The following is a 22446-nucleotide window of genomic DNA, read 5'->3' as shown; positions in this document are numbered from 1 at the left end:
ACGAATTAAGGCAAAATTAAAAATGAGCCCGGTACAATACCGAACTCATTTTATACAAGCTGCTTAAACAAAATAACCGTGTCTAACAATTAGGGGTCACTTCAACACTAGGAGATGCCTTCTTTTTATTATGGTGTCAGTTGGTAATCCTTCATATCATCACGTAATTTGGCCTTTAAGAATTTCCCAACCGATGTTTTTGGAATTTCTCGTACGAACACAATATCATCTGGCATCCACCATTTTGCTACTTGTGTCGCTAAAAAGGTTTTAAGCTCTTCCTTCACAGAGGTGTCATAACCTTCTTGTAATACGACGCATGCAAGTGGTCGCTCCTGCCATTTAATATGTGGAATTGCAATGACTGCTGCTTCAAATACCGCATCATGTGCCATTAGCGCATTTTCAAGGTCCACTGATGAAATCCATTCACCACCCGATTTAATTAAGTCCTTCGTACGGTCGGTAATTTTAATATTCCCCTGTGGCGTACGCACCGCAATATCACCTGTATATAACCAGCCATCGCGATACGCATCAATCGTGCGCTCATCGTTATAATATTCACTTGAAATCCACGGGCCACGAATACGCAGCTCACCCATCGTTTGGCCATCCGCTGGCACTTCGCCGTCCTCGTTAATGATTTCCGTTTCAATTAAAGGCACTGTTAGGCCCTGTGTAGATAAGGCGGCGATTTTTTCTTCTTCGCTCCAATCATCCATTTCAGATGTTAAAGCCGCCACAGATACAATCGGTGACGTTTCTGTCATACCGTACACCGTTTTATATGGAATGCCAAATTTATGCGTGAATTTTTGAATCAGTGCGGGCGGTGATGCAGAGCCCCCTGCTGCGACCATTTCAAGTGATGACATATCTCGCGGTGTTTTTTCAAGTTCCTGTAGCACACCCATCCAAATTGTCGGAACACCTGCAGTGAATGTCACACGTTCTTCTTCAATTAAGTCAATCAATGTGTGCGACGTAAAGTTGGGCCCTGGTAACACCAGCTTTGCACCAAAGTTCACCGATGCAAACGGAATCCCCCATGCATTTACATGGAACATCGGCACGACCGGTAGTGCCACTGAACGCTCAGATAAGCCAAATGAATCGACTAACCCTAAATTAATGGCGTGTAGCACAAGCCCTCGGTGTGTATACACGACGCCCTTAGGGAAGCCTGTTGTGGCACTTGTATAACACATTGCGGCTGGTAAATTTTCATCTAAGTCTGTCGGGAATTGATAATCATCCGGTGCCTCAGCTAGTAACTTTTCATATGAATAAAGCGCACTAAACTGGCTTTCTGGTAAATCATCTGAGTCACTCATCACGACAATCTGTTTAACCGTTGTTAGTTTCGGTAGAATACGCTCAATCGTTTCAAATAAATCAATATCGACTAATAAAATTTCGTCCTGTGCATGATTAATAATGTATTCTAAGTGTTCATCTGCCAGCCGAATATTAATCATATGTAGCACTGCACCTGTACATGGCACTGCAAAATAAGCTTCTAAGTGGCGATGCTGATTCCACGCAAAGCTCCCTACCTTCATCCCTTTTGTCATCCCTATTTTTTCTAATGCTGACGCCAACTTACGTGTACGAGTCGCGAAATCTTTATACGTTAAGCGGTGAATCTTGTCCGCTGATGTACGTGATACGATTTCTTTATGCGGAAAGTACGTCTCGACCCGTTTTACAAAACCATTTAATACTAGTTGTGTATCCATCATCGTTAACCATCCCCCTAAGCATTGTTGTCAAGATTACCAAATCCTGTATAAAATAGTGTATAAAATTATTCGTTAAAAATCCAGAATTTTTAGAAAATATTTTATTTTTATAGAATTTTAATTAACTTATAGAGAAAATTTACGTTTTTTCTTTTGAGCCGTTTATCTTACGTTATAAAACGGGAACAAAAAACTATAGCAAGACAAAGGAGAGGTTTTTATGATGAATTATTTTGTTGTTGAAAATGCTGTACGTTTAAAGAATCAAGTTGATTTATTATTGAAAGAAGGCTTTGAACGAGACCAAATTTATGTTTTTTCACGGTATGAGGATCGCGCTGATGATATCGCCAAAGCATTACATATTTCACAGGTTGGCGTAGCCGAACAAGGTGTTATGAACAGTGTTAAAAATTTATTTACGTCCCGAGAATCTGAACTACGAACACAGCTCATGTCACTTGGCGTTACCGATGAGCAGGCAAACGCACTCGATGTACATTTGGATGCGGGGAAATTAGTCGTTGTGGCGACAAAATAAACAGTACTTTTAAGCAATCAAAAGAGGCTTTGACATACGCATAAAAACAACCGTTCATAATGAGCATAAGAAAAACCGGAATCGCGCTGTAGCGCGGTTCCGGTTTTTCGTTGCGAACACTAAAAAAGGAAAATGACGTGTTTTGTCCCAGCCTCTTTTTCAATTTATCGTTATGAAGCTGTGCGATATAATTTACGGCGTAATTTTTCAAGCATATCGACTGTCATTTTATCTAAATCATAGGCTGCTTTAAAGCCCCATTCCGCTTTTGCAGCACTATCATCTAAAGAATTTGGCCAACTATCTGCAATTGCCTGACGCGCTGGGTCGACATCGTAGTCCATCGTGAAGTTTGGCATTACTTTTTGAATTGATGCGGCGATTTGCTCTGGTGTAAAGCTCATCGCTGTAATATTGAATGCATTACGGTGAACGAGTGTGTTACTATCTGCTTCCATTAAATCAACAATCGCTTGCAGTGCATCTGGCATATACATCATATCCATATACGTACCTTCCGCAATATAAGATGTATAGTGACCTTTCTCTACAGCTTGATAATAAATGTCGACTGCATAATCTGTCGTACCACCACCCGGAGGCGTCACATTTGAAATTAAGCCTGGGAAACGGACACCGCGCGTATCCACGCCGAAATGCGTGTAATAGTAATCACATAGTAATTCACCCGCTACTTTATTGACGCCATACATCGTCGTTGGACGTTGTAGCGTATCTTGCGGTGTATTGTCCTTTGGTGTTGATGGACCAAATGCGCCGATTGAGCTTGGTGTGAAGAATTGTAGGTTTAATTTACGAGCCGTTTCAAGAGCGTTCATTAAGCCACCCATATTTAAGTTCCAGGCAAATACTGGATCTTTTTCAGCAGTGGCAGAAAGAAGAGCAGCCATATGCATTAATGTATCTGCGCCAAAAGCGTTTGCGATGTCATACATGCGTTCAGCATCCATGACATCAAGCACTTCAAATGGCCCCGAAGAGCTTACCGGTTTGCGAATATCTGTCGCAAGAACATTTTCTGTCCCATACTCCACACGCAACTTCTCTACTAGCTCTGAACCGATTTGACCACAAGCACCTGTTATCATGATTTTCTTCATTTCTTTTCCTCCTCTTACAGCTTACAAATGTATTTTCAGAAAACACATATATAAAATAAAAACAAATGTATTTTCTAGATGTACAAAAATATCTTTACAAACGCTGTTTTATCAATGTTTTTTGTTTTTTATATTATATAATGTATTCTTTAAGAAAACAATATTTGTATTCTCAAAAAACACATATTTTAAAAGACATAAGCATTTAGACGTAAAATAATTTAGTTTTAAAGGTAGGTAAATAGCATAGCATACATTAAGAAAACGCTTTCCTTTGGCAGGTATCCAACGTCACACTTTAGACATATTTTCATTTTTTACAAAAAAACGAGGCTGGGACATACGTATAAAAACAACCGTTCATATGAGCATAAGAAAAACCGGAACCGCGCTACAGCGCAGTTCCGGTTTTTCGTTGCGAACGCTAAAAAAGAAAATGACATGTTTTGTCCCAGCCATGCTTGTACTACATGTTATTTCTTTTTCATCCAGTCTGGTTTACCAAAGCCTTTAAATTCTGTATCGATTGTTTTTTCGAAATCTGCTGATTCAACTACGGCTTTAATATCTTTTGATAACTGTGAATTCTCGTCTGCCTCGCGTACTGCGACAACATTACGGAATTGATCTGGCATATCTTCTAAAAATACCGCATCTTCTAAGTTTAAGTTGGCTGCTAATGCGAAGTTTCCTGGGACACCCGCTAAATCAGATGTTTCGATTGCGCGTGGTAAGCCAGCCGCTTCGATTTCTTTAAACTCAAAGTTTTTCGGATTTTTCGTAATATCTTTTGTTGACGCGACTAATGGATCTACATCGTCGCTAATTTCGATTAAGCCTTGTTCTTTTAATGATTTCAGCGTACGTGCTAAGTTTGATGGGTCATTTGCAATTGAGATTTTAGCGCCTTCTGGTAATTCATCAATCGTTTTATATTTTTCAGAAAAGAAGCCCATTGGAGCTGTTGGCACGATAATTAATGCTTTTAATTTTGTATCATTTTCTTTATTGAAGTTTTCTAAGTATACAGAGTGCTGGAATAGGTTGGCATCAATATCGCCGTTATCTAATGCATTGTTTGGTTGGATATAATCACTGAATTCTTTTAATGTTACTTTGTAGCCTTTCTCCTCAAGACCTGGAACAATGGCCTTTTTCAGCATATCGCTATATGGACCGGCTGTTGCACCGATTGTAATTTCTTTTGATGTTGTTTCCTTGTCTGTATCTTTCGCGTCACCGCTACCACACGCCGCAAGTGCTGCGGTCACAATAACTAACAAAACTGCTACTAACCACTTTTTCATATTCAAATCCCCCTATTTTCTATTCACTTTTTTTGCTATCGTATCGCCCAAGATTTGTACAGCCTGAACGAGAATAACTAAAATAACAATCGTCGCAATCATAATCGTATCGTCATAGCGATAGTAACCGAAGCGAATCGCTAAGTCTCCGACACCACCGCCGCCGATTGTACCTGCCATCGCAGAGTACGCAATCAAGCTAATGATTGTCATCGTAATGCCTTGAATAATCCCTGATTTTGCTTCTGGTAATAATACTTCCTTGATGATTAACCAAGGAGAGGCACCTGCTGCGATTGCCGCTTCGATAACCCCCTTACTAATTTCTTTTAATGATGTTTCGACAAGTCGTGCGAAAAATGGAATGGCCGCAACAGATAACGAAACACTCACAGCGAGTGGACCTGTTGTGTCACCAATAAGCACTTTAGTTAACGGAATAAGTGCGACTAATAAAATAATGTATGGAATCGAGCGCACAAAGTTAATTACAAAACTTAACACATTATTGACGATGCGATTTACCTTTTTGCCGGAGTTACGTACGGCGAAAAACCCATGACTTGTGATGAATAATAATAAGCCAAGTGGCAACCCAATAACGAGTACGACTACTAATGAAATGCCGACCATTAATAGCGTTTGGCCAAAGGATGTCCAAATGTCTGGGAGCATCGATGTAAAATGAGCGAAATCAAACATATTACTGCACCTCCACTGTTACACCGCGAGATTCCATATACGTGATGGCGCGGTTAATATCTTGTCCGTCACCGATTAATTCCATGATGAAGATGCCGAGTGGACGCTCTTGTATGTACTCAATCGTACCGTGAAGGAAATTTCCTCGTACTTCAAATTGCTGTAGCATATCGGAAATAATTCCTTGCCCTGCGGTATCGCCCTTAAATAATACTTTGACGATAGTGCCATTAAATGTATGCATAATTTCTGATGGAATATCAAAGGACACAACACTGCCGATAAATTCCTGCGTTAATGGATTTGTTGGATTGGCAAAAATATCGTACACACTGCCATGCTCGACAACACGTCCGTTTTGCATAATTGCCATGCGGTCACAAATCTCTTTGACTACTTCCATCTCATGCGTAATTAAGACAATGGTGATACCAAGCTCACGATTAATTTTTTTCAATAATTTTAAAATGGCTGTCGTTGTCGTCGGGTCGAGTGCGGATGTGGCTTCATCACATAATAAAATCGTTGGTTCGTTCGCTAACGCTCTTGCGATACCTACACGTTGCTTTTGACCACCTGATAGCTGACCGGGAAAAACGTCCTTCTTATCAGACAGCCCAACCATTGTGAGTAGTTCCTTAATGCGCGCTTCGCGTTTGTCTTTTGCGACATTCGCAGCCTTTAATGAAAACTCAATATTTTCACCGACTGTCTTTTGGTCAATCAAGTGGAAATGCTGAAAAATCATACCGATTTTTAGGCGTGCCTGCCGTAGTTCTTTACCTGATAGTGTCATTAAATTTTGGCCATCAACTAAAATCTCACCATCTGTTGGCTGCTCCAATAAATTGATGCAACGTAATAATGAACTCTTCCCGGCACCAGAATATCCGACTATTCCGAATATTTCGCCGTCATTAATTGTAAGATTGACATTATCTACACCGATAACTTCTTTTTTCTTTGCTCGATATACTTTTGAGACATTGTTTATTTCAATCATGCGCATACCTCTTATTCTTGTAAAATTACTTTTTCAGAAAACAAAAAAGCGCCTTTCCTCTGAAAGACGCTTTCTATTATAAACGTTATTTATCTTTCAGAAATACATTCTGTAGGAATTAGCACCTTCCCATAATGGGGGTTGCTGGACATCATCGGGCCTATCCCTCCGTCGCTCTTGATAAATCCTAGTTATTTAGTTGTTTTTATGATTATGTCATCAATAGTATTTCTTTTTACGTCCATTGTCAATATATTTTCAGAAAAAAATTAATTTTTCAAAATATCTTGATATAGCTCTGGGCGACGGTCATCATACACGGGAATTTTTTTACGTACCTCGTCGACCTTATCAAAATCAACATCGACAATCGCTAGCTCTTCCTCTGCATCACCCGTCCATAACACTTCCCCCCATGGTTCAATCACCATTGAGTTGCCGTTAAAGTTTTCCGGCTTATGACTTGTACGATTTACCGCAACGATAAAGCATTGATTTTCAATCGCACGCGCTTGTAATAATGTTTTCCAATGATCAATGCGAGGTGTTGGCCACTGTGCCGAAACGAAAATGACCTTCGCACCGTTTAGCGCATGGAGGCGTAGCCATTCTGGAAAACGAATATCATAGCAAATGACACCCGCCGCATCTAAGTCACCTAATTTGAAATTATTTTGTCCTGAGCCCGCTGCTAAATATAAATGCTCATCCATCAAGCGGAATAAATGTGCTTTGTCGTATTCACCAACCTGCTCACCGTCTTTATTAAACACAAGCATCGTATTATAAAATTTGTCGCCTTTTTTCGTCGAAACAGAGCCACCAACGATATGAATGCCTAACTCCTTCGCAAGCTCACTTAAAAATTTCTTTGCGCGCTCACCATTTGGATCTGCTAGCTCGTCTAATTTTTTCAGTGCATAGCTTGAATTCCACATCTCTGGTAAAACAACGAGCTCTGCACCTTTTGCGTGTGCTTCGCGTACTAATTCATTTACGCGTGCATAGTTTTTTTCTACATCGCCTGTTGCGACTTTAAATTGAATACAGCCTAATTTCATCACGACACCACCTATAGACATTTTTCTGAAAAAGGTCTACTATGAGAATAATTTTCAGAATATTTCTTTCTATTATACAATAGATTATTTTTGGAGGCACCTACATGAAATTATCAAAAAAGATGCAACAACTTCCTGAGCAATTTTTCGCGAAGCTATCAAAAAATGTGGCAGAAGCAGTGGCAGAAGGACGCGATGTCATTAACTTAGGACAAGGGAACCCAGACCGTCCAACACCAACACATATTATTGAGGCGATGCAACAAGCAACCGCTGACCCTAGCATGCACAAATATTCACCATTTCGTGGTACAGTAGAGTTTAAAGAGGCAATCGCCACATTTTATAAACGTGAATACGATGTCGATATTGACCCTAATACGGAAGTCGCCATTTTATTCGGTGCCAAAGCAGGCTTAGTGGAATTGCCAATGGTTATGCTAGATGACGGTGATACGATGCTATTACCTGATCCAGGGTACCCTGATTATTTATCCGGTGTAGCACTAGCCAATATCCAATTTGAAACGATGCCACTAACGGCTGACAATCAGTTTTTACCGGACTACAATGCATTAACTCCGGCACAAAAACAGGCTGCAAAGCTTTTGTATATCAACTATCCAAACAATCCTACAGGCGCTGTTGCAACACCCGAATTTTTCGCTGAAACCGTCGCATTAGCCAAGGAGCATGATATTGCAGTGATGCATGATTTCGCCTATGGTTCACTTGGCTATGATGGCATTCGTCCACCAAGCTTCCTGCAAACCGCGGGCGCTAAAGAGATCGGTGTTGAATTTTATACGCTATCAAAAACGTATAATATGGCCGGCTGGCGCGTTGGCTTTGCAGTCGGAAATCGCGACATGATTGCTGGCTTAAATCTTATTCAGGACCATCTCTATTGCAGTCTATTCCCTGCTATTCAGCATGCCGGTGCCGTGGCGCTAACCTCCTCACAGCAATGTGTGACAGAGCAGCTAGCGATTTATGAATCGCGTCGTCATGCTTTAAAAGAGGCTGCCGCAAAAATCGGCTGGGATATTACCATTCCGGCTGGTAGCTTCTTTGCATGGCTACCTGTGCCAAATGGTATGACAAGCGAGGAATTTGCGGATGTACTGCTTGCTAAAGCCAATGTTGCCGTTGCTGCTGGTAATGGCTTTGGTGAGCACGGCGAGGGCTATGTTCGCGTCGGTTTACTCGTTGATGAGGCCCGTATTCACGAAGCAATGGAGCGCATCGCCACACTTAATCTATTCGCTTAAGAGGTGACACTTGTGGTTATCATTTCATTAATTATTAGTGCCTTTGTTGGCTTTATAAGCATTGCGACACAGCGCTATGTTCTAAACCAGCTTGGCAATCAAGATAAAAAGAAAGTCGTTTTCATTTATGGTTTTGGCACAACGCTTGGTGTCTTTTTAGCATTCATGGTCATGCTACGCCTGAAATTACCGGTAAATTCATTTTTTGAATTTATCATTCAAATTTTACTCGTGGCCGTTATCGCCATTGTTGCCGGTAAAATTATGTACGCTGTTTCACCAAAGGCGTATAAGGACATTAAAGCTAAGGATTGAACTACCCCCACTTAGCCGTTCTTCGAACGTTGCTTGAAGTGGGAGATTCCTACGAACAGTGCTTGCTTGTTTCCAGTTGCTCGAAACAGCGGCTTCACTTTTTTTAGTAGGCTATCCCCGTCGTTCCTACGGTTGTTGCTTTAAAAGTCTCAACCCTTCGATTAAGATATTCTTACTTGCATTAATATCTCGGTCTAGTGTCGTATCACAAGATGGACAAGTCCACTCACGAATATCCAATGTTTTCTTGCCATCTCGATGACCACAGGCATGACAAATTTGGCTCGATGGGAAGAATCTGTCGATTTCAACAATTTTTCTACCGAACCATTTCGCCTTATACATCAGTTTTTGTACAAAAGAAGACCATGACACATCACTAATCGCTTTCGCTAACTTACGATTTTTCAACATGCCTTTTGTGTTCAAGTCTTCAAGACAGATGACGTCATAATGACGAATCAATGCCGTTGACAGTTTATTCAAAAAATCTTCTCGTTGAAACGCAACACGCTCACGCAAACGAGCCACTCTACGACGTTGCTTTTGATAGTTCATGCACTCACGTAAATCACGACCCTCTTTTTTCGCTTGCTCGTAGCGACGTGATAACTTGCGTTGCTCACGTTTTAACTTCTGCTCCATTTTGGCTGTAAAGCGTTGGTTATCCACTTTACGTCCATTAGACAGAATCGCAAAATCAGTGATACCTAAATCAATTCCTACAGCTTCATTTGTTTGAGGCAATGGCTTAAAGTCTGGTACTTCGCATTGGACAGACACGTAAAACGTACCACTCGCATTGTATTTAATCGTTNTTTGAAAGAAACGTTGAAAAGCGTCTATTAAATTTTCATAAGAGGCTTGTAATGCCACACTATCTACGTTGCGTAGCCATGCCGTATCCTCTTGTTTTTTCAGCTTTGTGAGCATTTTGGACATAATGGAACGATTCAACCCTTTTCCTTCTTCTTCATAAGAAGTATTCCAACGTTCAAGGAAATAGTTGTACACAAAACGGCAATGACCATGTGTTTGATGAATCAATGCTTGTTGGTCTTTATTTGGATAGATACGGAATTTATACGCTTTATGTGACATGGCAGACACCTCCTTTTTTCGAATAGTATAACGGGAACGGATGTTCTTTTCAACAAATTAGTACTGGCAGAATCATTGGGTTCGCATTCATCCCCTCCCTACTCACTACGTTCTTTGAGGGAGGGGTATTCTGCGAAGAAATGATAAAAAAACACTTCCAAAGAGCTTACCTCCTTTGAAAGTGTTTTTCTTTTTAGATTCATCGCGTTAGCGCACTTTCTCTTTTCAGGAAATAACGCCTAGTTCTTTCCCGACTTTTTCGTAAATGGCAATGGCCTCATCTAGCATTTCTTTTGTATGCGCCGCAGTTGGCATATTACGCACACGTCCTGTCCCTTTTGGAACGGTTGGGAACACGATTGATTTCGCATAAACGCCCTCTTCAATAAGGCGTTTTGAGAATTGTTGTGTCAGTGTTTCATCACCGATAATACATGGTGTGATTGGCGTTTCAGAGTGTCCGATATTAAATCCTAACTTTTGAAGGCCTGCTTTTAAATAATCGCCATTGTCCCATAGCTTATCATGAAGCTCTGTTGAATCGATGATCATTTGAACAGCCGCTGTAATCGCTGCAACGTCTGCTGGTGGTAGTGCTGTTGAGAATAAGAATGGACGAGAGCGTACTTTCAGCCAATCAATAACATTTTGTTTTCCTGCTACGTAGCCACCGACAACACCGATGGCTTTTGATAATGTACCGATTTGGAAGTCGATTTCATTTTGTAGACCAAAATGTTTAACCGTTCCTTTCCCCTTACCCGTTACACCTGAGCCATGTGCGTCATCAACATACGTAATTAAATCGAATTCTTTTGCGATTTCGACGATTTCTGGTAGTTTCGCAATGTCGCCATCCATTGAAAAGACGCCATCTGTGATGACCATGATTTTGTTGTACAAGCCCGATTCAGTTGCTTCTTTGGCCTTATTGCGAAGGTCTTCCATATCCGAGTGATTGAACGCGATGATTTTCGCTTTTGATAAACGACAACCATCAATGATAGAGGCATGATTTAATTGGTCAGATAAAATAGCATCGTTTTTATCCATCACAGCAGAAATCGCCGCCATATTACAGTTGAAACCAGATTGATAGCTAATCGCCGCTTCTGTTCCTTTAAATTCAGCGAGTTTTTCTTCTAGCTTCACATGTAAATCAAGCGTCCCATTAATCGTACGTACTGCACCGGCACCCACGCCATAGGTTGCGATTGTTTTTTGCGCTACCGCTTTTAAATCTTCGTTTGTCGCAAGGCCTAAATAGTTATTTGACGATAGGTTAATGAGCTGCTTACCGCGAATGGTAATGACCGGACCGTTCGCACCTTCTACAGGGTCAATTTCATTGTATAAGCCTTGTTCTTTTAATGCTTGTAAGTTTTCATCTACGAATGTATTTAAAATTTTTGACACACAAATCATCCTTTCCCGTTCAGTTGCTCCTATTCTAACATACTTTTCTGACAATGTTCATTTCAAACGTACATTTTTTTATTTGTGCTTTGAAAAGTTATTATAAATACTACATTTGTCTCTCTCAAAAAAACATTAAAAAAGCATCTCACGATTGTGAGATGCTTTTATCTAGCTTAACGTGCCCATTTCGGTCCTTTACCCTTGCCTTTATTTGGCTTGTCTTTCTTTTCTTTAAACAATACTTCATATGTGAAGTCTACTGGTTTAATATCACCAGGATTTGCTGCATATGTCGTAATCATTTTGACATTGCCCTCTTTTAACATATTGTTTAATTGAAGCGCTTTTGTTTCCGTCACATCATAAGGGTCTACTTGTTCTACTTTTGTTTTACCGTTTTTCTTCGTTTGGATGAATGTCGTTAAGAATTTAACATAGTCTTTATTGAGCGCTGATTGCGTCGTTAAGCCAGTCGTTGAATCCCCATTAATCGACACGCCTGCCTCATCAATTTTAATATCTTTGACGAACCAGCCTTTTTCTTCTGTACCCCAGTCTGTTAAGTAACGGAATGATACTAAAACATTTTGGCCTTTGTATTTTGATAAATCAAAGGCTTCATTTTGCCATGTTTCTACTGAACCAGTGAAGCCAGGTACATTTTCTTTGATTTTTGGATAACCCTGCTCATCAACATCTGTACGTGTATTGATATTTGATAAGCTCTCCCACGTTTGGCCGTTATCCGTTGATACTTGAACAACACCATAATCCCATGCATCTTCAATCGCATATAGATTTTGGAATGTTAGCGTTGGATTTGTCGCTTTCGTTAAGTCTGCCGCAAAAATCATTTCATGATCTGCTTGTGAGCCCTTACCGCCCCATAAAACATTGCCACTGCCTGTCACAGGATCTGTCACAGTCGTCCATTCAAGTGGTAAGAAGTCTGCACCGTTGAAGCGTAAGCCCTGTACTTCTTTTGTAAAGTCGAATGATTTAAAGTCGCCGCCCCATGCCGGAACGCCTTCTTTTTCATAAGTTTTAGCTGATTCATAATCGACCGTTTTGCCACGTTTTGTGCCAGCGCGGTCTACCGGTAAGTTACGTAAATCTACGCTATCAATATCATATTTCGAGCTTACTGACTTATCATCTAGCGCCACAGCTGTTTGGAAATCTTGGTATACTTTTGTAAACGTCGTACCGCGTTCACGCAGCGCATGGTCTACACTTTCCATGCCTTGACGCTCGCCATCTGTTGCGATTTCTTTAATGAAATCATGACCGAATTTGTCATATAAATATTGTGTGAATAAGTATACTTGACCATAATCGGCAATCGTTTCAGGTCCTGTTGTAGCAGTCGCATGCTCATCCCAGTTTACAAGTGAATTTTCCGGGTGGTCTAAGAAGAAGTTAATCGAGCTATCTGGACCACCATAGCCACCTAAGTATTCAGAGAATGTCGAGAAACCTTCATTCAACCAAGATTCTTCTGATGGGTCATGGTCTGCTTGAATTAAATGCTGTAATTCATGAATTGTTGTACCATAAAATGTTTCTTCTAAGCGCGTATCCCAGCTATTTGTATCAATTGTCACGATATTACGGTTAATGTAGTTTTCAATTGTTTGCCAATAGAAGCCTGCTACAAAGAATGGATAATCTGGATTGTTCCAGCCCTCATCTTGCACGTTATCCACAAGGATGATGACCTTGTCTGAGCCTTCATAATAATCTGCTGGTAAACCAATTTGTCCTGGCAGTCTCGCTTTTGAGCCATCTAATGCATCTGGTGTACCGAAGAAATCCGTCACTTTCGGATAAATATTTGACTCAAACTCATCACGAAGTTTGTCCACCTGTGCTTGCGTCACAACATCTGCTTCACGTGGATTGTCTGGTCCATAAGACAAGTCATGTGCTACCCAAATTTCCACATTGTCGCCCACACTACGCATCGTAAAATCTTTTAATGAAAGATTATTCGTTAAGAATTTTTTCGTTCCACCGTCATACGTAAAATCACTATCATTATCCGATGTTGCTTTTGTTTGTGCTTCATCAGCTTGCGCTTGAAGTCTTTTTTTCAGTTTTGCGTTAAAATCTGCATCTTTTGATAACTTGTCTAAATATGGGTCAATGGAGATGACATCCCCGTAACGTTCTGTATCGAAGTTCTTCAAGTCTTTGTCCGTTGTTGCCGCACTTGCCCCTGCAACTGGTGTTAATAAAGATGTTAGTAATGCACCTGCTAATAATAACGATCGCCACTTTTTACCTTTTTGCACATAAAGCCCACCTTTCGAGTAATGTTTCACTATATTATTTTATCATTTCGGAATTTTCTGAAAAATAAGCTAATATATGTGTTTTTTTAATTATTTTGTATTTCTTTCGACTTGCGAAATATAAATGAACTGTAGGTGAAAAGTTATCCACATGTGGATAAAATGAAAAAATGTATAAGGAAGATTATCTGTGGATAACTTTCCTTATACATTATTTATACATTAGTGTCGGTTCTTTAATAAAATGCGCTAATATACGGCGGCTTACTGGCAGTACAACTTGAATGATTGGACCGAGTGCAAATACCATAATAATCGTACCGATACCTACTGGACCACCCATAATATAGCCAAGCCCTGCCGCGAAAATCTCCATTGCTGTACGCGCAACCGTAATGCTGACATGTAATTTTTCAACAGCAATCATCATTAAACTATCTCGGGGACCTTCGCCAAGATTCGTTGATACATAAACACCGCATCCTACTGCGATACCAACGATACCAAGCACAAAACAACCAAACTGCGTTAATGGTGTATGTGCTGCTGGTAAAATGCTATTAAAGAAATCTAAAAATACGCCGCAAAAAATCATATTCATAAACGTGCCAATTCGTGGCAGGCGTTTTAATAAAATCGCTGTTAAAGCGATAATCACGAGGCCAATAATGATCGACCAAGCACCAACTGATAATCCAAAGTGATAAAACATGCCGATGTGTAAAACATCCCATGAACCAACACCATAGCGCTGTCCACGAATCGTTAGAGCGATGCCCAAACCGATAAACATAATCCCAATGAAGAAAAATAGCCAGCGGATTGCGAACTCTTTTCTCACACGACATCCTTCTTTCTATATAAAAAAGCTGCGACAAGGAATATTCCATGTCGCAGCCATATGTTCAACTGCAACTCGACAATTGTATCAAACGATGACTTAAATATCAACGGTAATATCAACAATTTCGGCCTTTGCAGCTGTCACTAGATTGTCGGGTGTTAAGCATAATTGCATCCCACGTTTTCCGGCGCTCACTAATACTTCCTCCACTTGCTTTACAGCTTCATCCACAAACGTTGGATAATGTTTCTTCATGCCAATTGGTGAACAGCCTCCACGAATGTAGCCTGTATTTGCCAATAAATCTTTGACATGAAGCATTTCTATTTTTTTCTCATGTACGGCCTTTGCAGCTTTCTTCAAATCGAGCTCCTTAGCGACTGGAATCACAAAAACATAGAGCTGACCTTTCGTTGATTTCGCAACGAGTGTTTTAAACACTTTTTCAACTGGCTGCCCAACTTCTTTCGCCGCTGTCACACCGTCTAAATGGTCTTCATTCACTTCATATTCCTGCAAATGATACGGGATTTTTTGTTGATCTAGCAGTCGTACTGCATTGGTCTTATGAATTTTTTGCTTTGCCAAAATCGTACACTTCCTTCATTACGCAATGTGATAAAACATTGGTTCATCAAATCGGAATCCACTACGAGCCATCTGTACTTGGAATTGATATTTCGACGCCGCCTGTTCAAACAAGCGATTACGAATCGTTTCTTTATACTGCTGCTCAGTTGGTTGCACTATTAAACTGTCCACATTTTTCTTAGATGTAGCATCGATGCTGTCTGAGTTAGTAGTGAACTGTGTGTTTTGTGCGATATAGTCAGCTGCAGACTGAGCTACTTGCAAGTCCTGTGCTGTTGGATTGTCGCTTGATAAAGCGGATTGCTGCACACGCTTTAAAATATCGACTGCTTCCTCGTCGCTTGCCATTGCGACTACGTCATGAATTTCAGGATAATTTGGTGTCTTCTCCTGCAATTCACGAATAGCTTGCTGCAAGGCTGGTTTTGCCTGGTGCTCTTTTTTTCCTGTTAATAAATCGACTAATTCGTCGAGTGCCGGATTTGATTTTGGCTGAAAATATTGCGCATTTTTCTTATATGCCTCGTCTGCGTTTTTTTGTTTTAACACACGTTTCCGGTTTTCAATCTCCGTATAGCGATTATTTAGGATTGCTGCTAATTTCATATCGTCCACCTCTTTCCACTATTCAGATGTTTTTTTCATCTTACCACTACTTGAAAAAAAAGTGACCCAGGAATGCGCAAATTACTTGTCGTCGTTGTTAAACAGCCCTTTTAGCGCATCTGAGAATGGATTATTTAAAGGCTCTTCTTCCTTGTTTTGTTGCTTCATATACTTATTCACATCACGTTTTGAAACTTTGGTCTTACCAGCGTCTTTTTTGCGTTTTTCAAATGCTGATAATTTTTCACGATACCCACATTTACAAGTAAAAATTCGTCCGTCTCCCTCGCCACGTAGTTCCAACTTCTTATGACATGTAGGACAACGAGCATTTGTTAGCTGTGAAACTTTCTTTTTGTAGCCACATTCACGGTCCTGACAAATCAGCATTTTACCGCGTTTACCATTCACTTCTAATAGAAGCTTGCCGCACTCTGGACAGCGCTTCCCTGTCACATTATCATGCTTGAATTTACGGTCGCTCATTTTAATTTCCTTCACTGATTTTTGCGTAAATGAAATCATGCGATCCATAAATTGTTTTTTCTTCGCCTTGCCTTGTGCAATTTTCGTTAATTCTTTTTCCCACTCTGCTGTTAAGGCAGGTGATTTCAAATCTTCTGGCGCTAAATCAAGTAATTGACGACCTTTTGATGTCGTATATAAGTCATTCCCCTTTTTCTCGATAACAAACGATTTAAAGAGCTTTTCTATAATATCGGCACGTGTCGCCACCGTTCCAATACCGCCTGTTTCATTTAACGTTTGAATTAACTCTTTTGATTCCCCTTGCATAAACTGCGCTGGATTTTCCATCGCCGCAAGAAGCGTTCCTTCATTGAACGGTGCAGGTGGCTTCGTTTGACCTGATGTTTGTGCAACAGCACGCACCTCTAACTTGGCACCTTTTTGGTAATCGGGTAATGATACCGTATCATCCTCATCATGGTTATACACCGCGCGCCAGCCCTGGTCACGTACAGTATTTCCTTTTGCCGTAAATAATTCATTACCTACTTTTAATGTCACAACTGTTTGATCATACACATAAGGGCCATAAAATACTGCTAGGAAGCGTTTGACGATCAGATCATATAGCTTACGTTCTTTATCAGATAAATTCGGTAAAATAACCGGCTCCTCTGTTGGAATGATGGCATGGTGATCCGACACTTTCGCATCATTAATGACACCTTTTTGTGCTTGCACCGTTGTGTGACGTAATAGCGCATTGGCCGCCTGACGTGAATCGCCACTAGTCGTCGCCTTAATACGCTCTTTAAATGTTCCTTGAATATCCGCTGTTAAATGCTTCGAATCAGTACGCGGATAGGTCACGATTTTATGGTGCTCATATAAATGCTGTAGCGTTGATAACGTTTCTTTTGCTGACCAGCTCCAGCGTTTATGCGCCTCTTTTTGTAGCTCCGTTAAATCAAATAATGTTGGTGCATATTTTTTCTTCGGCGTTGTTTTGACATCGACAATTTCGCCTGAATGAACCGAATCTAAGCTTTTTAAAATACGGTCCACTTTTTCTTTATCAAATGACTGTGCTTGGTTTGAACCTTGCTCATGCCATGTGAATGTTGTTTTATTCGTTAGGGCTTGTAGACCGTAGAATGTTTTTGGTTTAAAGTTTTTAATTTGCTGCTCACGCTCATAAATCATCGCCAGTGTTGGTGTTTGCACACGACCACATGATAGCTGTGCATTATGCTTTACCGTTAAGGCACGTGTTGCATTAATCCCAACGACCCAGTCAGCCTCGGCACGCGCAACTGCCGCTTCGTATAGTGCATCATATTTATGACCATCTTGTAGCTTCGCAAATCCTTCTTTGATTGCTTTATCCGTTACAGATGAAATCCATAAACGTTTAATTGGTTTTTTCGATTTTGCTTTCACTAAAATCCAGCGCGCAACTAATTCACCCTCACGCCCTGCATCGGTTGCGATAATAACTTCGTTAATGTCACCGCGATTTAATAAACTTTTTACTGCATTAAATTGCTTCGTTGTTTGACGAATCGGTACTAATTTAAATGGTTCCGGCACGATTGGTAGATCGTCCATTTTCCATTCTTTATATTTGTTGTCGTATTGCTCAGGGTCTGCATGTGTCACAAGATGACCAAGCGCCCATGTTACGACATATTTATCGCCTTCTAAGCTACCATTGCCTTTTTTCGTACATTTTAGGACGCGTGCAATGTCGCGACCAACTGACGGTTTCTCAGCGATAACTAATGATTTTGCCATATCTCTCATTCCTTTCGATGCTTTTATTATAACGGAATGTAGACGATGTTTGCGACCTTACAATGCCTCATAGAGCTTTTCGAGCTGCTGTGTAAGATGCGCATCCTCTGTATGCGTAAGTTTTCGTTCTAAGAATGTAATTTCGCGCTCAATCGCTTGCGCACGCTGTTTATCCTTCGCAAAGTCATAAGGCCCATCATGCATCGTGACACATTCATGCTCAATCCATGCTGTACGCGTGAATAATTTCTCTAAAAAATAGCGGTCATGACTAACAGCGATAACGGTACCGTCAAAATTTTCAAGCGTTTCTTCAAGCACCTCACGCGATTCAATGTCGAGATGATTCGTCGGCTCATCAAGTAAAAGTAAATTGACCTTTTGCTGCATGAGCTGCGCAAGACGTAGCCGCATTTTCTCGCCACCACTTAAGTCCTTCACCTTTTTAAAAACGTCATAACCGTAAAATAAAAACTGCGCGAGTATATGACGTGCCTCGCCCTCTGTCACTGCGACCTCATCACGAAAGGCATCGATTAGCCGGTCCTCTGGCTGAAATGTATCAAACTGCTGGGCAAGATAGCCGATTTGCACATTGCTGCCGAGCTTTACACTTCCGTCGCAAGCTTCGCGCTCGGCGAGTAATAGTTTTAAAATCGTCGACTTACCTGTGCCATTATCGCCTACAATCGCCAATTTATCCTGCCAGTAAATGCTAAAATTTGCTTCAAAAAATAAGATCCGGTCCCCCGCACAGGCGGTCACATCTTCAAAAGTTGCAACCTCCTTACCACTCCTAGACTCTGCTTGCAGTGCAAGACTCATTTTCTTCGCAACTACTGGCTTTTTCACGACTTCAATACGTGCTAGTGCCTTTTCCATCATTTTTGCCTTGCGGAATAAATCTGGGTTTGGTGGTGATGCTTCGTTCGCCCATTGACGTAATCTACGAATAGATTCCTTCATTTTTTTTATCTTTTTTTGCTGTTCATTGTACTGCGAAAACTGCGACGCAATATGTGCCTCTTTTGCGGCCACATATGCATCATAATTTCCTTGGCTAACAAAGGCTTCGCCGCCCTCAAGCTCGATAATTTGCTCGGCCACTTCATTCATAAAACGACGGTCATGACTAACGACAATCACAGTGCCGTCAAATTGCTTCACATAATGTTCAAGCCATTCAATCGCACGTAAATCTAAGTGATTCGTCGGTTCATCAAGCAATAAAATCGTCGGCTCACCAAGCAAAATATGCGCGAGCATCACCTTCGTTTTTTCGCCGCCGCTTAGTGCCTCGAACGGCTTATCTAAAAATAGGGCGATGCCTAAACCATTCGCAACGGTCATCATCTTCGACTGCATTTCATAGCCACCAAGTTGCATAAAGCGCTCCTGTAGCTCGCCGTATTTTTCAAGCACACGGTCATCCATCTCTCTAGCCATTTGTGCTTCGAGCTGTTGCATCGTTTGCTGCATATTTTGTAAGTCATGAAACGCACGCAGTAGTACTTCCTCGACCGTCTCCGTTCGGTATTGTGGAATTTGATGCAGATAGCCGATTTTGCTATCCTTTGGCGTAATAATGCGCCCGCTGTCAATGCTATCTACCGCCGCAATCAGGCGTAGAAGCGACGTTTTCCCTGTGCCATTGCGTCCGACGAGTGCGACGTGCTTCCCTGTAGGAATCGTGATATCTAGGTCTTTAAAAAGCGTATTACCGCCAACTGTTTTTGTTATGTTTTCTACTTTTACTGTCATTGTATTTTCCTCCATACAACGCAGCTGAGCATACAAAAAAGGACTGCTCATCAACGAACAGTCCTTTCATTTTATGAAAAGAATGAAGTTCATCAGCTACGTTTTAATTTGATGTTGTGTTAAAAAAGGGCGTACGAATCCCGTTAGCATCAAATTTGAACGTAATGACACGTGCAAAATAAAGCGCATTATCTAATTGTGCAGATGTCATATAAGCTGAGTTTTTCATTCTTTTCACCTCCGATTCGAAATAGTTGCCACTATTGTAGCATGAACTTTCTGAAAAGTATAATTTTAATCACCAAAGCCAAATACTTTTTGCTCTTCTGTTTCATATTTACGGCCTAAATTCTCGCTATCACGACTAATTTCAAGTGTCACAATATACTTCACACGTTCGTCATCTACTGTTTCTTTGTGCTGCGCTGCAACCTCAACATGGTCTAACTCATACGTTTTGGCGTACGCTTTTAAATCCTCTAATGACTCAGCCATATCGTCCTCGTCTTCAATAAAAATGATTAGCTCGACTTCTTGTAGTTGTTTTTCAATCATCTTCGTCACCTCTTGCCTCGAGTATAACAGAAAGAGGCCCTCACTGCGTGATGCAGTGAAGGGCCCTTTTAGATTAATGCTGATCGATTGTTTCTTTCGGTAAAATCTTGCTCATTTCACAGTATTTTACGAACACGCGCGCAAGCTCTTGTAGACGTTCTTGTACATTTTGGTCCGTAATATTATTATCTGCATCAAAGTGAGAAGAATGTGTGTACACATAGTTTGGTGTTACTAAACAACGGAAGTAATCAAGAATCGGTTTTAATTGATTTTCAACAACGAGGTGATGCTGATACGTTCCGCCGTTCGCTACGATTGATACTGGTTTATAGCGCAGTGCTTTCGGATGTAAGAAATCAAAAGCGTTTTTCAAGACGCCAGGAATGGAACCTTGGAAAATAGGTGTTGCGAAAATATAACCATCTGCTGATTCAATTTTCTTCACCATCTCTTGTAGGCCTTCGTTGTATTGCTCGAATGGACGACCATCAACGATTTCATGCTGATAATCTGCAAACGTTAAAATTTCAAGCTCTAAACTTGAATCGAATTGTGCAATATATTTTTGAACTTGTTCTAAAATAGCACCTGTTTTACGACCAAGCACTGTACCATCAACAAGTAAGATTTTCATAGGTGTAACCTCCAAAGAATTTCATTATTTACTCGTATTGTATCAGTGATAATCATTTTCAGAAAGACTTTCCGAATAAATTCAGTCTTTTGAATGAAGCTTATAGTGCTGCTACGACGCCTTTAATAAGCCCTGTAAATTTCTTATTTACCTGTGCTGCTACATCGATTACTTCTTGGTGATTTAATGGTTGGTCAAGGACGCCAGCTGCCATATTCGTTAGGCAAGAAATTCCTAGTACACGCATTTGTCCATGACGTGCAATAATCGCTTCTGGTACTGTCGACATACCGACCGCATCCGCACCTAATGTACGAATCATACGGATTTCAGCAGGTGTTTCATATGTTGGACCACTCCACCAAGCATATACGCCTGTTTGTAGACCAAAGCCTTGCTGTGCTGCAACGTCTGCTGCAAGCTTGCGTAAGTCCTTGTCGTATAAGTTCGACATATCTGGGAAGCGTGTGCCTAGCTCATCATTATTTGGTCCGATTAATGGATTTTGACCTGTTAAGTTAATATGGTCTTCAATTAACATTAAGTCACCCGGTTTAAAGTCTGTATTTACTGCACCACATGCATTTGTGACGATTAATTGCTCGATGCCTAGTGCTTTCATGACGCGCACAGGGAATGTAACTTCATCCATTGAGAAGCCTTCGTAGTAGTGGAAACGACCTTTCATCGCTAGGACAATCTTGCCTTCTAATTCACCAATGACAAGTTCATTGGCATGGCCGATAGCACCTGATTTTGCGAAGTTTGGAATGTCTGTATAAGGGATGACTGTGGCATTTTCAACCTCATCTGCTAATGTACCAAGGCCTGAGCCAAGAATAAGACCTACTTGTGGCTGCACCGTAATTTTTTCTAAAATAAAATCGCGTGTTTCATTAATTTGCTCGATAGTATGCATAGGATTCTCTCCGTTCTATTATTTATCTTTTTTAGTTTACTAAATATCTGCCCGTATTGTGAACTCGAAACAATTGTAATGCGGAATTAATTGAACGTATGTTACAATTAACAGCAATGACAACCTAAGTAAAGAAGGAGCTTTTTTAAATGGCTACAAAATCAGAAATTGAATATCAAATTTTAGAGTTAAAAAGCGACTATATCCGTCAACAAGGTGATATCGAAAAAATCGAATCAACGGGGCATCATGAGCAACTAGAAAAAGCTGAGCAACGCCTGACAGATATGGAAAATGAATTAGCATTACTAAACAAACAGCTTCAAGAATTACAATAAATTTCACGTTAACAAAGCTCCAAAATGCTTCGGCGTTTCGGAGTTTTGTTTTG

22 protein-coding genes and 1 riboswitch are annotated in these 22446 nt (G+C 40.6%); of the genes, 4 read left to right on the top strand and 18 right to left on the bottom strand.

Annotated elements, in window-relative coordinates:
- Nucleotides 1-128: 128 nt before the first annotated feature.
- Nucleotides 129-1745: a long-chain fatty acid--CoA ligase gene (locus tag ACFSY7_RS00420; protein WP_380146429.1), complete on the bottom strand. Its 1617-nt coding sequence runs from the start codon at nt 1743-1745 to the stop codon at nt 129-131.
- Nucleotides 1746-1965: 220 nt separating this feature from the next.
- On the opposite strand from ACFSY7_RS00420, the gene ACFSY7_RS00415 reads away from it, so the two are divergent.
- Nucleotides 1966-2286 (top strand): general stress protein, encoded by a 321-nt coding sequence (locus tag ACFSY7_RS00415; RefSeq protein WP_020189028.1) that lies wholly within the window; start codon nt 1966-1968, stop codon nt 2284-2286.
- A 170-nt stretch (nt 2287-2456) separates the two neighbouring features.
- Here ACFSY7_RS00415 and ACFSY7_RS00410 read toward each other — a convergent pair whose 3' ends face one another.
- The 5 genes from ACFSY7_RS00410 to ACFSY7_RS00390 all read right to left on the bottom strand — a co-directional run bounded on the left by ACFSY7_RS00410 (nt 2457) and on the right by ACFSY7_RS00390 (nt 7480).
- Nucleotides 2457-3407, bottom strand: a complete 951-nt coding sequence (locus ACFSY7_RS00410; protein ID WP_380146427.1) for an L-threonine 3-dehydrogenase — start codon at nt 3405-3407, stop codon at nt 2457-2459.
- A gap of 473 nt (nt 3408-3880) precedes the next feature.
- Nucleotides 3881-4714 (bottom strand): MetQ/NlpA family ABC transporter substrate-binding protein, encoded by an 834-nt coding sequence (locus ACFSY7_RS00405; protein WP_020189026.1) that lies wholly within the window; start codon nt 4712-4714, stop codon nt 3881-3883.
- A 12-nt stretch (nt 4715-4726) separates the two neighbouring features.
- Entirely contained in the window at nt 4727-5416 is a 690-nt protein-coding gene (locus ACFSY7_RS00400) for a methionine ABC transporter permease (protein WP_020189025.1), read from the bottom strand.
- A 1-nt stretch (nt 5417) separates the two neighbouring features.
- Complete coding sequence (locus tag ACFSY7_RS00395) at nt 5418-6419, bottom strand: methionine ABC transporter ATP-binding protein (protein WP_020189024.1); 1002 nt, start codon at nt 6417-6419, stop codon at nt 5418-5420.
- A gap of 86 nt (nt 6420-6505) precedes the next feature.
- A riboswitch (SAM riboswitch) is annotated at nt 6506-6606 on the bottom strand.
- Nucleotides 6607-6688: 82 nt separating this feature from the next.
- Entirely contained in the window at nt 6689-7480 is a 792-nt protein-coding gene (locus ACFSY7_RS00390; protein WP_020189023.1) for a carbon-nitrogen family hydrolase, read from the bottom strand.
- Between the two features lie 104 nt (nt 7481-7584).
- Between ACFSY7_RS00390 and ACFSY7_RS00385 the strand changes: the two genes are divergently transcribed.
- Together ACFSY7_RS00385 and ACFSY7_RS00380 are read left to right on the top strand one after the other, a co-directional pair.
- Complete coding sequence (locus ACFSY7_RS00385) at nt 7585-8751, top strand: pyridoxal phosphate-dependent aminotransferase (RefSeq protein WP_380146426.1); 1167 nt, start codon at nt 7585-7587, stop codon at nt 8749-8751.
- 12 nt (nt 8752-8763) lie between these two features.
- A complete protein-coding gene (locus ACFSY7_RS00380; protein WP_380146425.1) occupies nt 8764-9066 on the top strand; it encodes a hypothetical protein in 303 nt (100 codons plus the stop codon).
- A gap of 126 nt (nt 9067-9192) precedes the next feature.
- Here ACFSY7_RS00380 and ACFSY7_RS00375 read toward each other — a convergent pair whose 3' ends face one another.
- The 12 genes from ACFSY7_RS00375 to ACFSY7_RS00320 all read right to left on the bottom strand — a co-directional run bounded on the left by ACFSY7_RS00375 (nt 9193) and on the right by ACFSY7_RS00320 (nt 22055).
- Nucleotides 9193-10167 carry an RNA-guided endonuclease TnpB family protein gene (locus tag ACFSY7_RS00375; RefSeq protein WP_380146424.1) on the bottom strand — a complete coding sequence of 325 codons (975 nt, stop codon included), beginning with the start codon at nt 10165-10167 and terminating at the stop codon, nt 9193-9195.
- Between the two features lie 225 nt (nt 10168-10392).
- Nucleotides 10393-11592 (bottom strand): glycine C-acetyltransferase, encoded by a 1200-nt coding sequence (locus tag ACFSY7_RS00370; RefSeq protein ID WP_380146423.1) that lies wholly within the window; start codon nt 11590-11592, stop codon nt 10393-10395.
- Between the two features lie 167 nt (nt 11593-11759).
- On the bottom strand, nt 11760-13880 hold the full coding sequence (locus ACFSY7_RS00365; RefSeq protein ID WP_380146422.1) for a peptidase M6: 2121 nt from the start codon (nt 13878-13880) through the stop codon (nt 11760-11762).
- Between the two features lie 211 nt (nt 13881-14091).
- Entirely contained in the window at nt 14092-14721 is a 630-nt protein-coding gene (locus ACFSY7_RS00360) for a YczE/YyaS/YitT family protein (RefSeq protein ID WP_020189019.1), read from the bottom strand.
- 99 nt (nt 14722-14820) lie between these two features.
- Entirely contained in the window at nt 14821-15312 is a 492-nt protein-coding gene (gene ybaK, locus ACFSY7_RS00355; RefSeq protein ID WP_020189018.1) for a Cys-tRNA(Pro) deacylase, read from the bottom strand.
- An 18-nt stretch (nt 15313-15330) separates the two neighbouring features.
- Nucleotides 15331-15921 (bottom strand): hypothetical protein, encoded by a 591-nt coding sequence (locus ACFSY7_RS00350; protein ID WP_380146421.1) that lies wholly within the window; start codon nt 15919-15921, stop codon nt 15331-15333.
- 81 nt (nt 15922-16002) lie between these two features.
- Complete coding sequence (locus tag ACFSY7_RS00345) at nt 16003-18183, bottom strand: DNA topoisomerase III (protein WP_380146420.1); 2181 nt, start codon at nt 18181-18183, stop codon at nt 16003-16005.
- 57 nt (nt 18184-18240) lie between these two features.
- The gene (gene abc-f / locus ACFSY7_RS00340) at nt 18241-19944 is read right to left on the bottom strand and encodes a ribosomal protection-like ABC-F family protein (protein WP_380146419.1); all 1704 of its coding nucleotides are present in this window, start codon (nt 19942-19944) and stop codon (nt 18241-18243) included.
- A gap of 103 nt (nt 19945-20047) precedes the next feature.
- Nucleotides 20048-20173 (bottom strand): RAxF-45 family protein, encoded by a 126-nt coding sequence (locus ACFSY7_RS00335; RefSeq protein WP_020189014.1) that lies wholly within the window; start codon nt 20171-20173, stop codon nt 20048-20050.
- 65 nt (nt 20174-20238) lie between these two features.
- Nucleotides 20239-20499, bottom strand: coding sequence for a hypothetical protein (locus tag ACFSY7_RS00330; protein WP_126990984.1), 261 nt, complete (start codon nt 20497-20499; stop codon nt 20239-20241).
- Nucleotides 20500-20572: 73 nt separating this feature from the next.
- On the bottom strand, nt 20573-21136 hold the full coding sequence (locus ACFSY7_RS00325; protein WP_020189012.1) for an NADPH-dependent FMN reductase: 564 nt from the start codon (nt 21134-21136) through the stop codon (nt 20573-20575).
- A 100-nt stretch (nt 21137-21236) separates the two neighbouring features.
- Nucleotides 21237-22055 (bottom strand): purine-nucleoside phosphorylase, encoded by an 819-nt coding sequence (locus tag ACFSY7_RS00320; protein ID WP_380146418.1) that lies wholly within the window; start codon nt 22053-22055, stop codon nt 21237-21239.
- Between the two features lie 149 nt (nt 22056-22204).
- Between ACFSY7_RS00320 and ACFSY7_RS00315 the strand changes: the two genes are divergently transcribed.
- A complete protein-coding gene (locus tag ACFSY7_RS00315; RefSeq protein ID WP_020189010.1) occupies nt 22205-22393 on the top strand; it encodes an SE1832 family protein in 189 nt (62 codons plus the stop codon).
- The last annotated feature ends 53 nt before the right edge of the window (nt 22394-22446 follow it).

Origin of the sequence: Kurthia populi (assembly GCF_042686175.1) — a bacterium.
Taxonomy (GTDB): domain Bacteria; phylum Bacillota; class Bacilli; order Bacillales_A; family Planococcaceae; genus Kurthia; species Kurthia populi.
Note: the sequence above shows the minus strand (reverse complement) of the source record. Positions and strands in the feature narration are given on the sequence as shown.

What these genes read in the sequence shown, in the direction of transcription:
- ACFSY7_RS00420 (WP_380146429.1), bottom strand. Translation starts at nt 1,745, where the DNA reads ATGATGGATACACAACTAGTATTAAATGGTTTTGTAAAACGGGTCGAG.
- ACFSY7_RS00415 (WP_020189028.1), top strand. Translation starts at nt 1,966, where the DNA reads ATGATGAATTATTTTGTTGTTGAAAATGCTGTACGTTTAAAGAATCAA.
- ACFSY7_RS00410 (WP_380146427.1), bottom strand. Translation starts at nt 3,407, where the DNA reads ATGAAGAAAATCATGATAACAGGTGCTTGTGGTCAAATCGGTTCAGAG.
- ACFSY7_RS00405 (WP_020189026.1), bottom strand. Translation starts at nt 4,714, where the DNA reads ATGAAAAAGTGGTTAGTAGCAGTTTTGTTAGTTATTGTGACCGCAGCA.
- ACFSY7_RS00400 (WP_020189025.1), bottom strand. Translation starts at nt 5,416, where the DNA reads ATGTTTGATTTCGCTCATTTTACATCGATGCTCCCAGACATTTGGACA.
- ACFSY7_RS00395 (WP_020189024.1), bottom strand. Translation starts at nt 6,419, where the DNA reads ATGATTGAAATAAACAATGTCTCAAAAGTATATCGAGCAAAGAAAAAA.
- ACFSY7_RS00390 (WP_020189023.1), bottom strand. Translation starts at nt 7,480, where the DNA reads ATGAAATTAGGCTGTATTCAATTTAAAGTCGCAACAGGCGATGTAGAA.
- ACFSY7_RS00385 (WP_380146426.1), top strand. Translation starts at nt 7,585, where the DNA reads ATGAAATTATCAAAAAAGATGCAACAACTTCCTGAGCAATTTTTCGCG.
- ACFSY7_RS00370 (WP_380146423.1), bottom strand. Translation starts at nt 11,592, where the DNA reads ATGATTTGTGTGTCAAAAATTTTAAATACATTCGTAGATGAAAACTTA.
- ACFSY7_RS00350 (WP_380146421.1), bottom strand. Translation starts at nt 15,921, where the DNA reads ATGAAATTAGCAGCAATCCTAAATAATCGCTATACGGAGATTGAAAAC.
- ACFSY7_RS00345 (WP_380146420.1), bottom strand. Translation starts at nt 18,183, where the DNA reads ATGGCAAAATCATTAGTTATCGCTGAGAAACCGTCAGTTGGTCGCGAC.
- abc-f (WP_380146419.1), bottom strand. Translation starts at nt 19,944, where the DNA reads ATGACAGTAAAAGTAGAAAACATAACAAAAACAGTTGGCGGTAATACG.
- ACFSY7_RS00335 (WP_020189014.1), bottom strand. Translation starts at nt 20,173, where the DNA reads ATGAAAAACTCAGCTTATATGACATCTGCACAATTAGATAATGCGCTT.
- ACFSY7_RS00330 (WP_126990984.1), bottom strand. Translation starts at nt 20,499, where the DNA reads ATGATTGAAAAACAACTACAAGAAGTCGAGCTAATCATTTTTATTGAA.
- ACFSY7_RS00325 (WP_020189012.1), bottom strand. Translation starts at nt 21,136, where the DNA reads ATGAAAATCTTACTTGTTGATGGTACAGTGCTTGGTCGTAAAACAGGT.
- ACFSY7_RS00320 (WP_380146418.1), bottom strand. Translation starts at nt 22,055, where the DNA reads ATGCATACTATCGAGCAAATTAATGAAACACGCGATTTTATTTTAGAA.
- ACFSY7_RS00315 (WP_020189010.1), top strand. Translation starts at nt 22,205, where the DNA reads ATGGCTACAAAATCAGAAATTGAATATCAAATTTTAGAGTTAAAAAGC.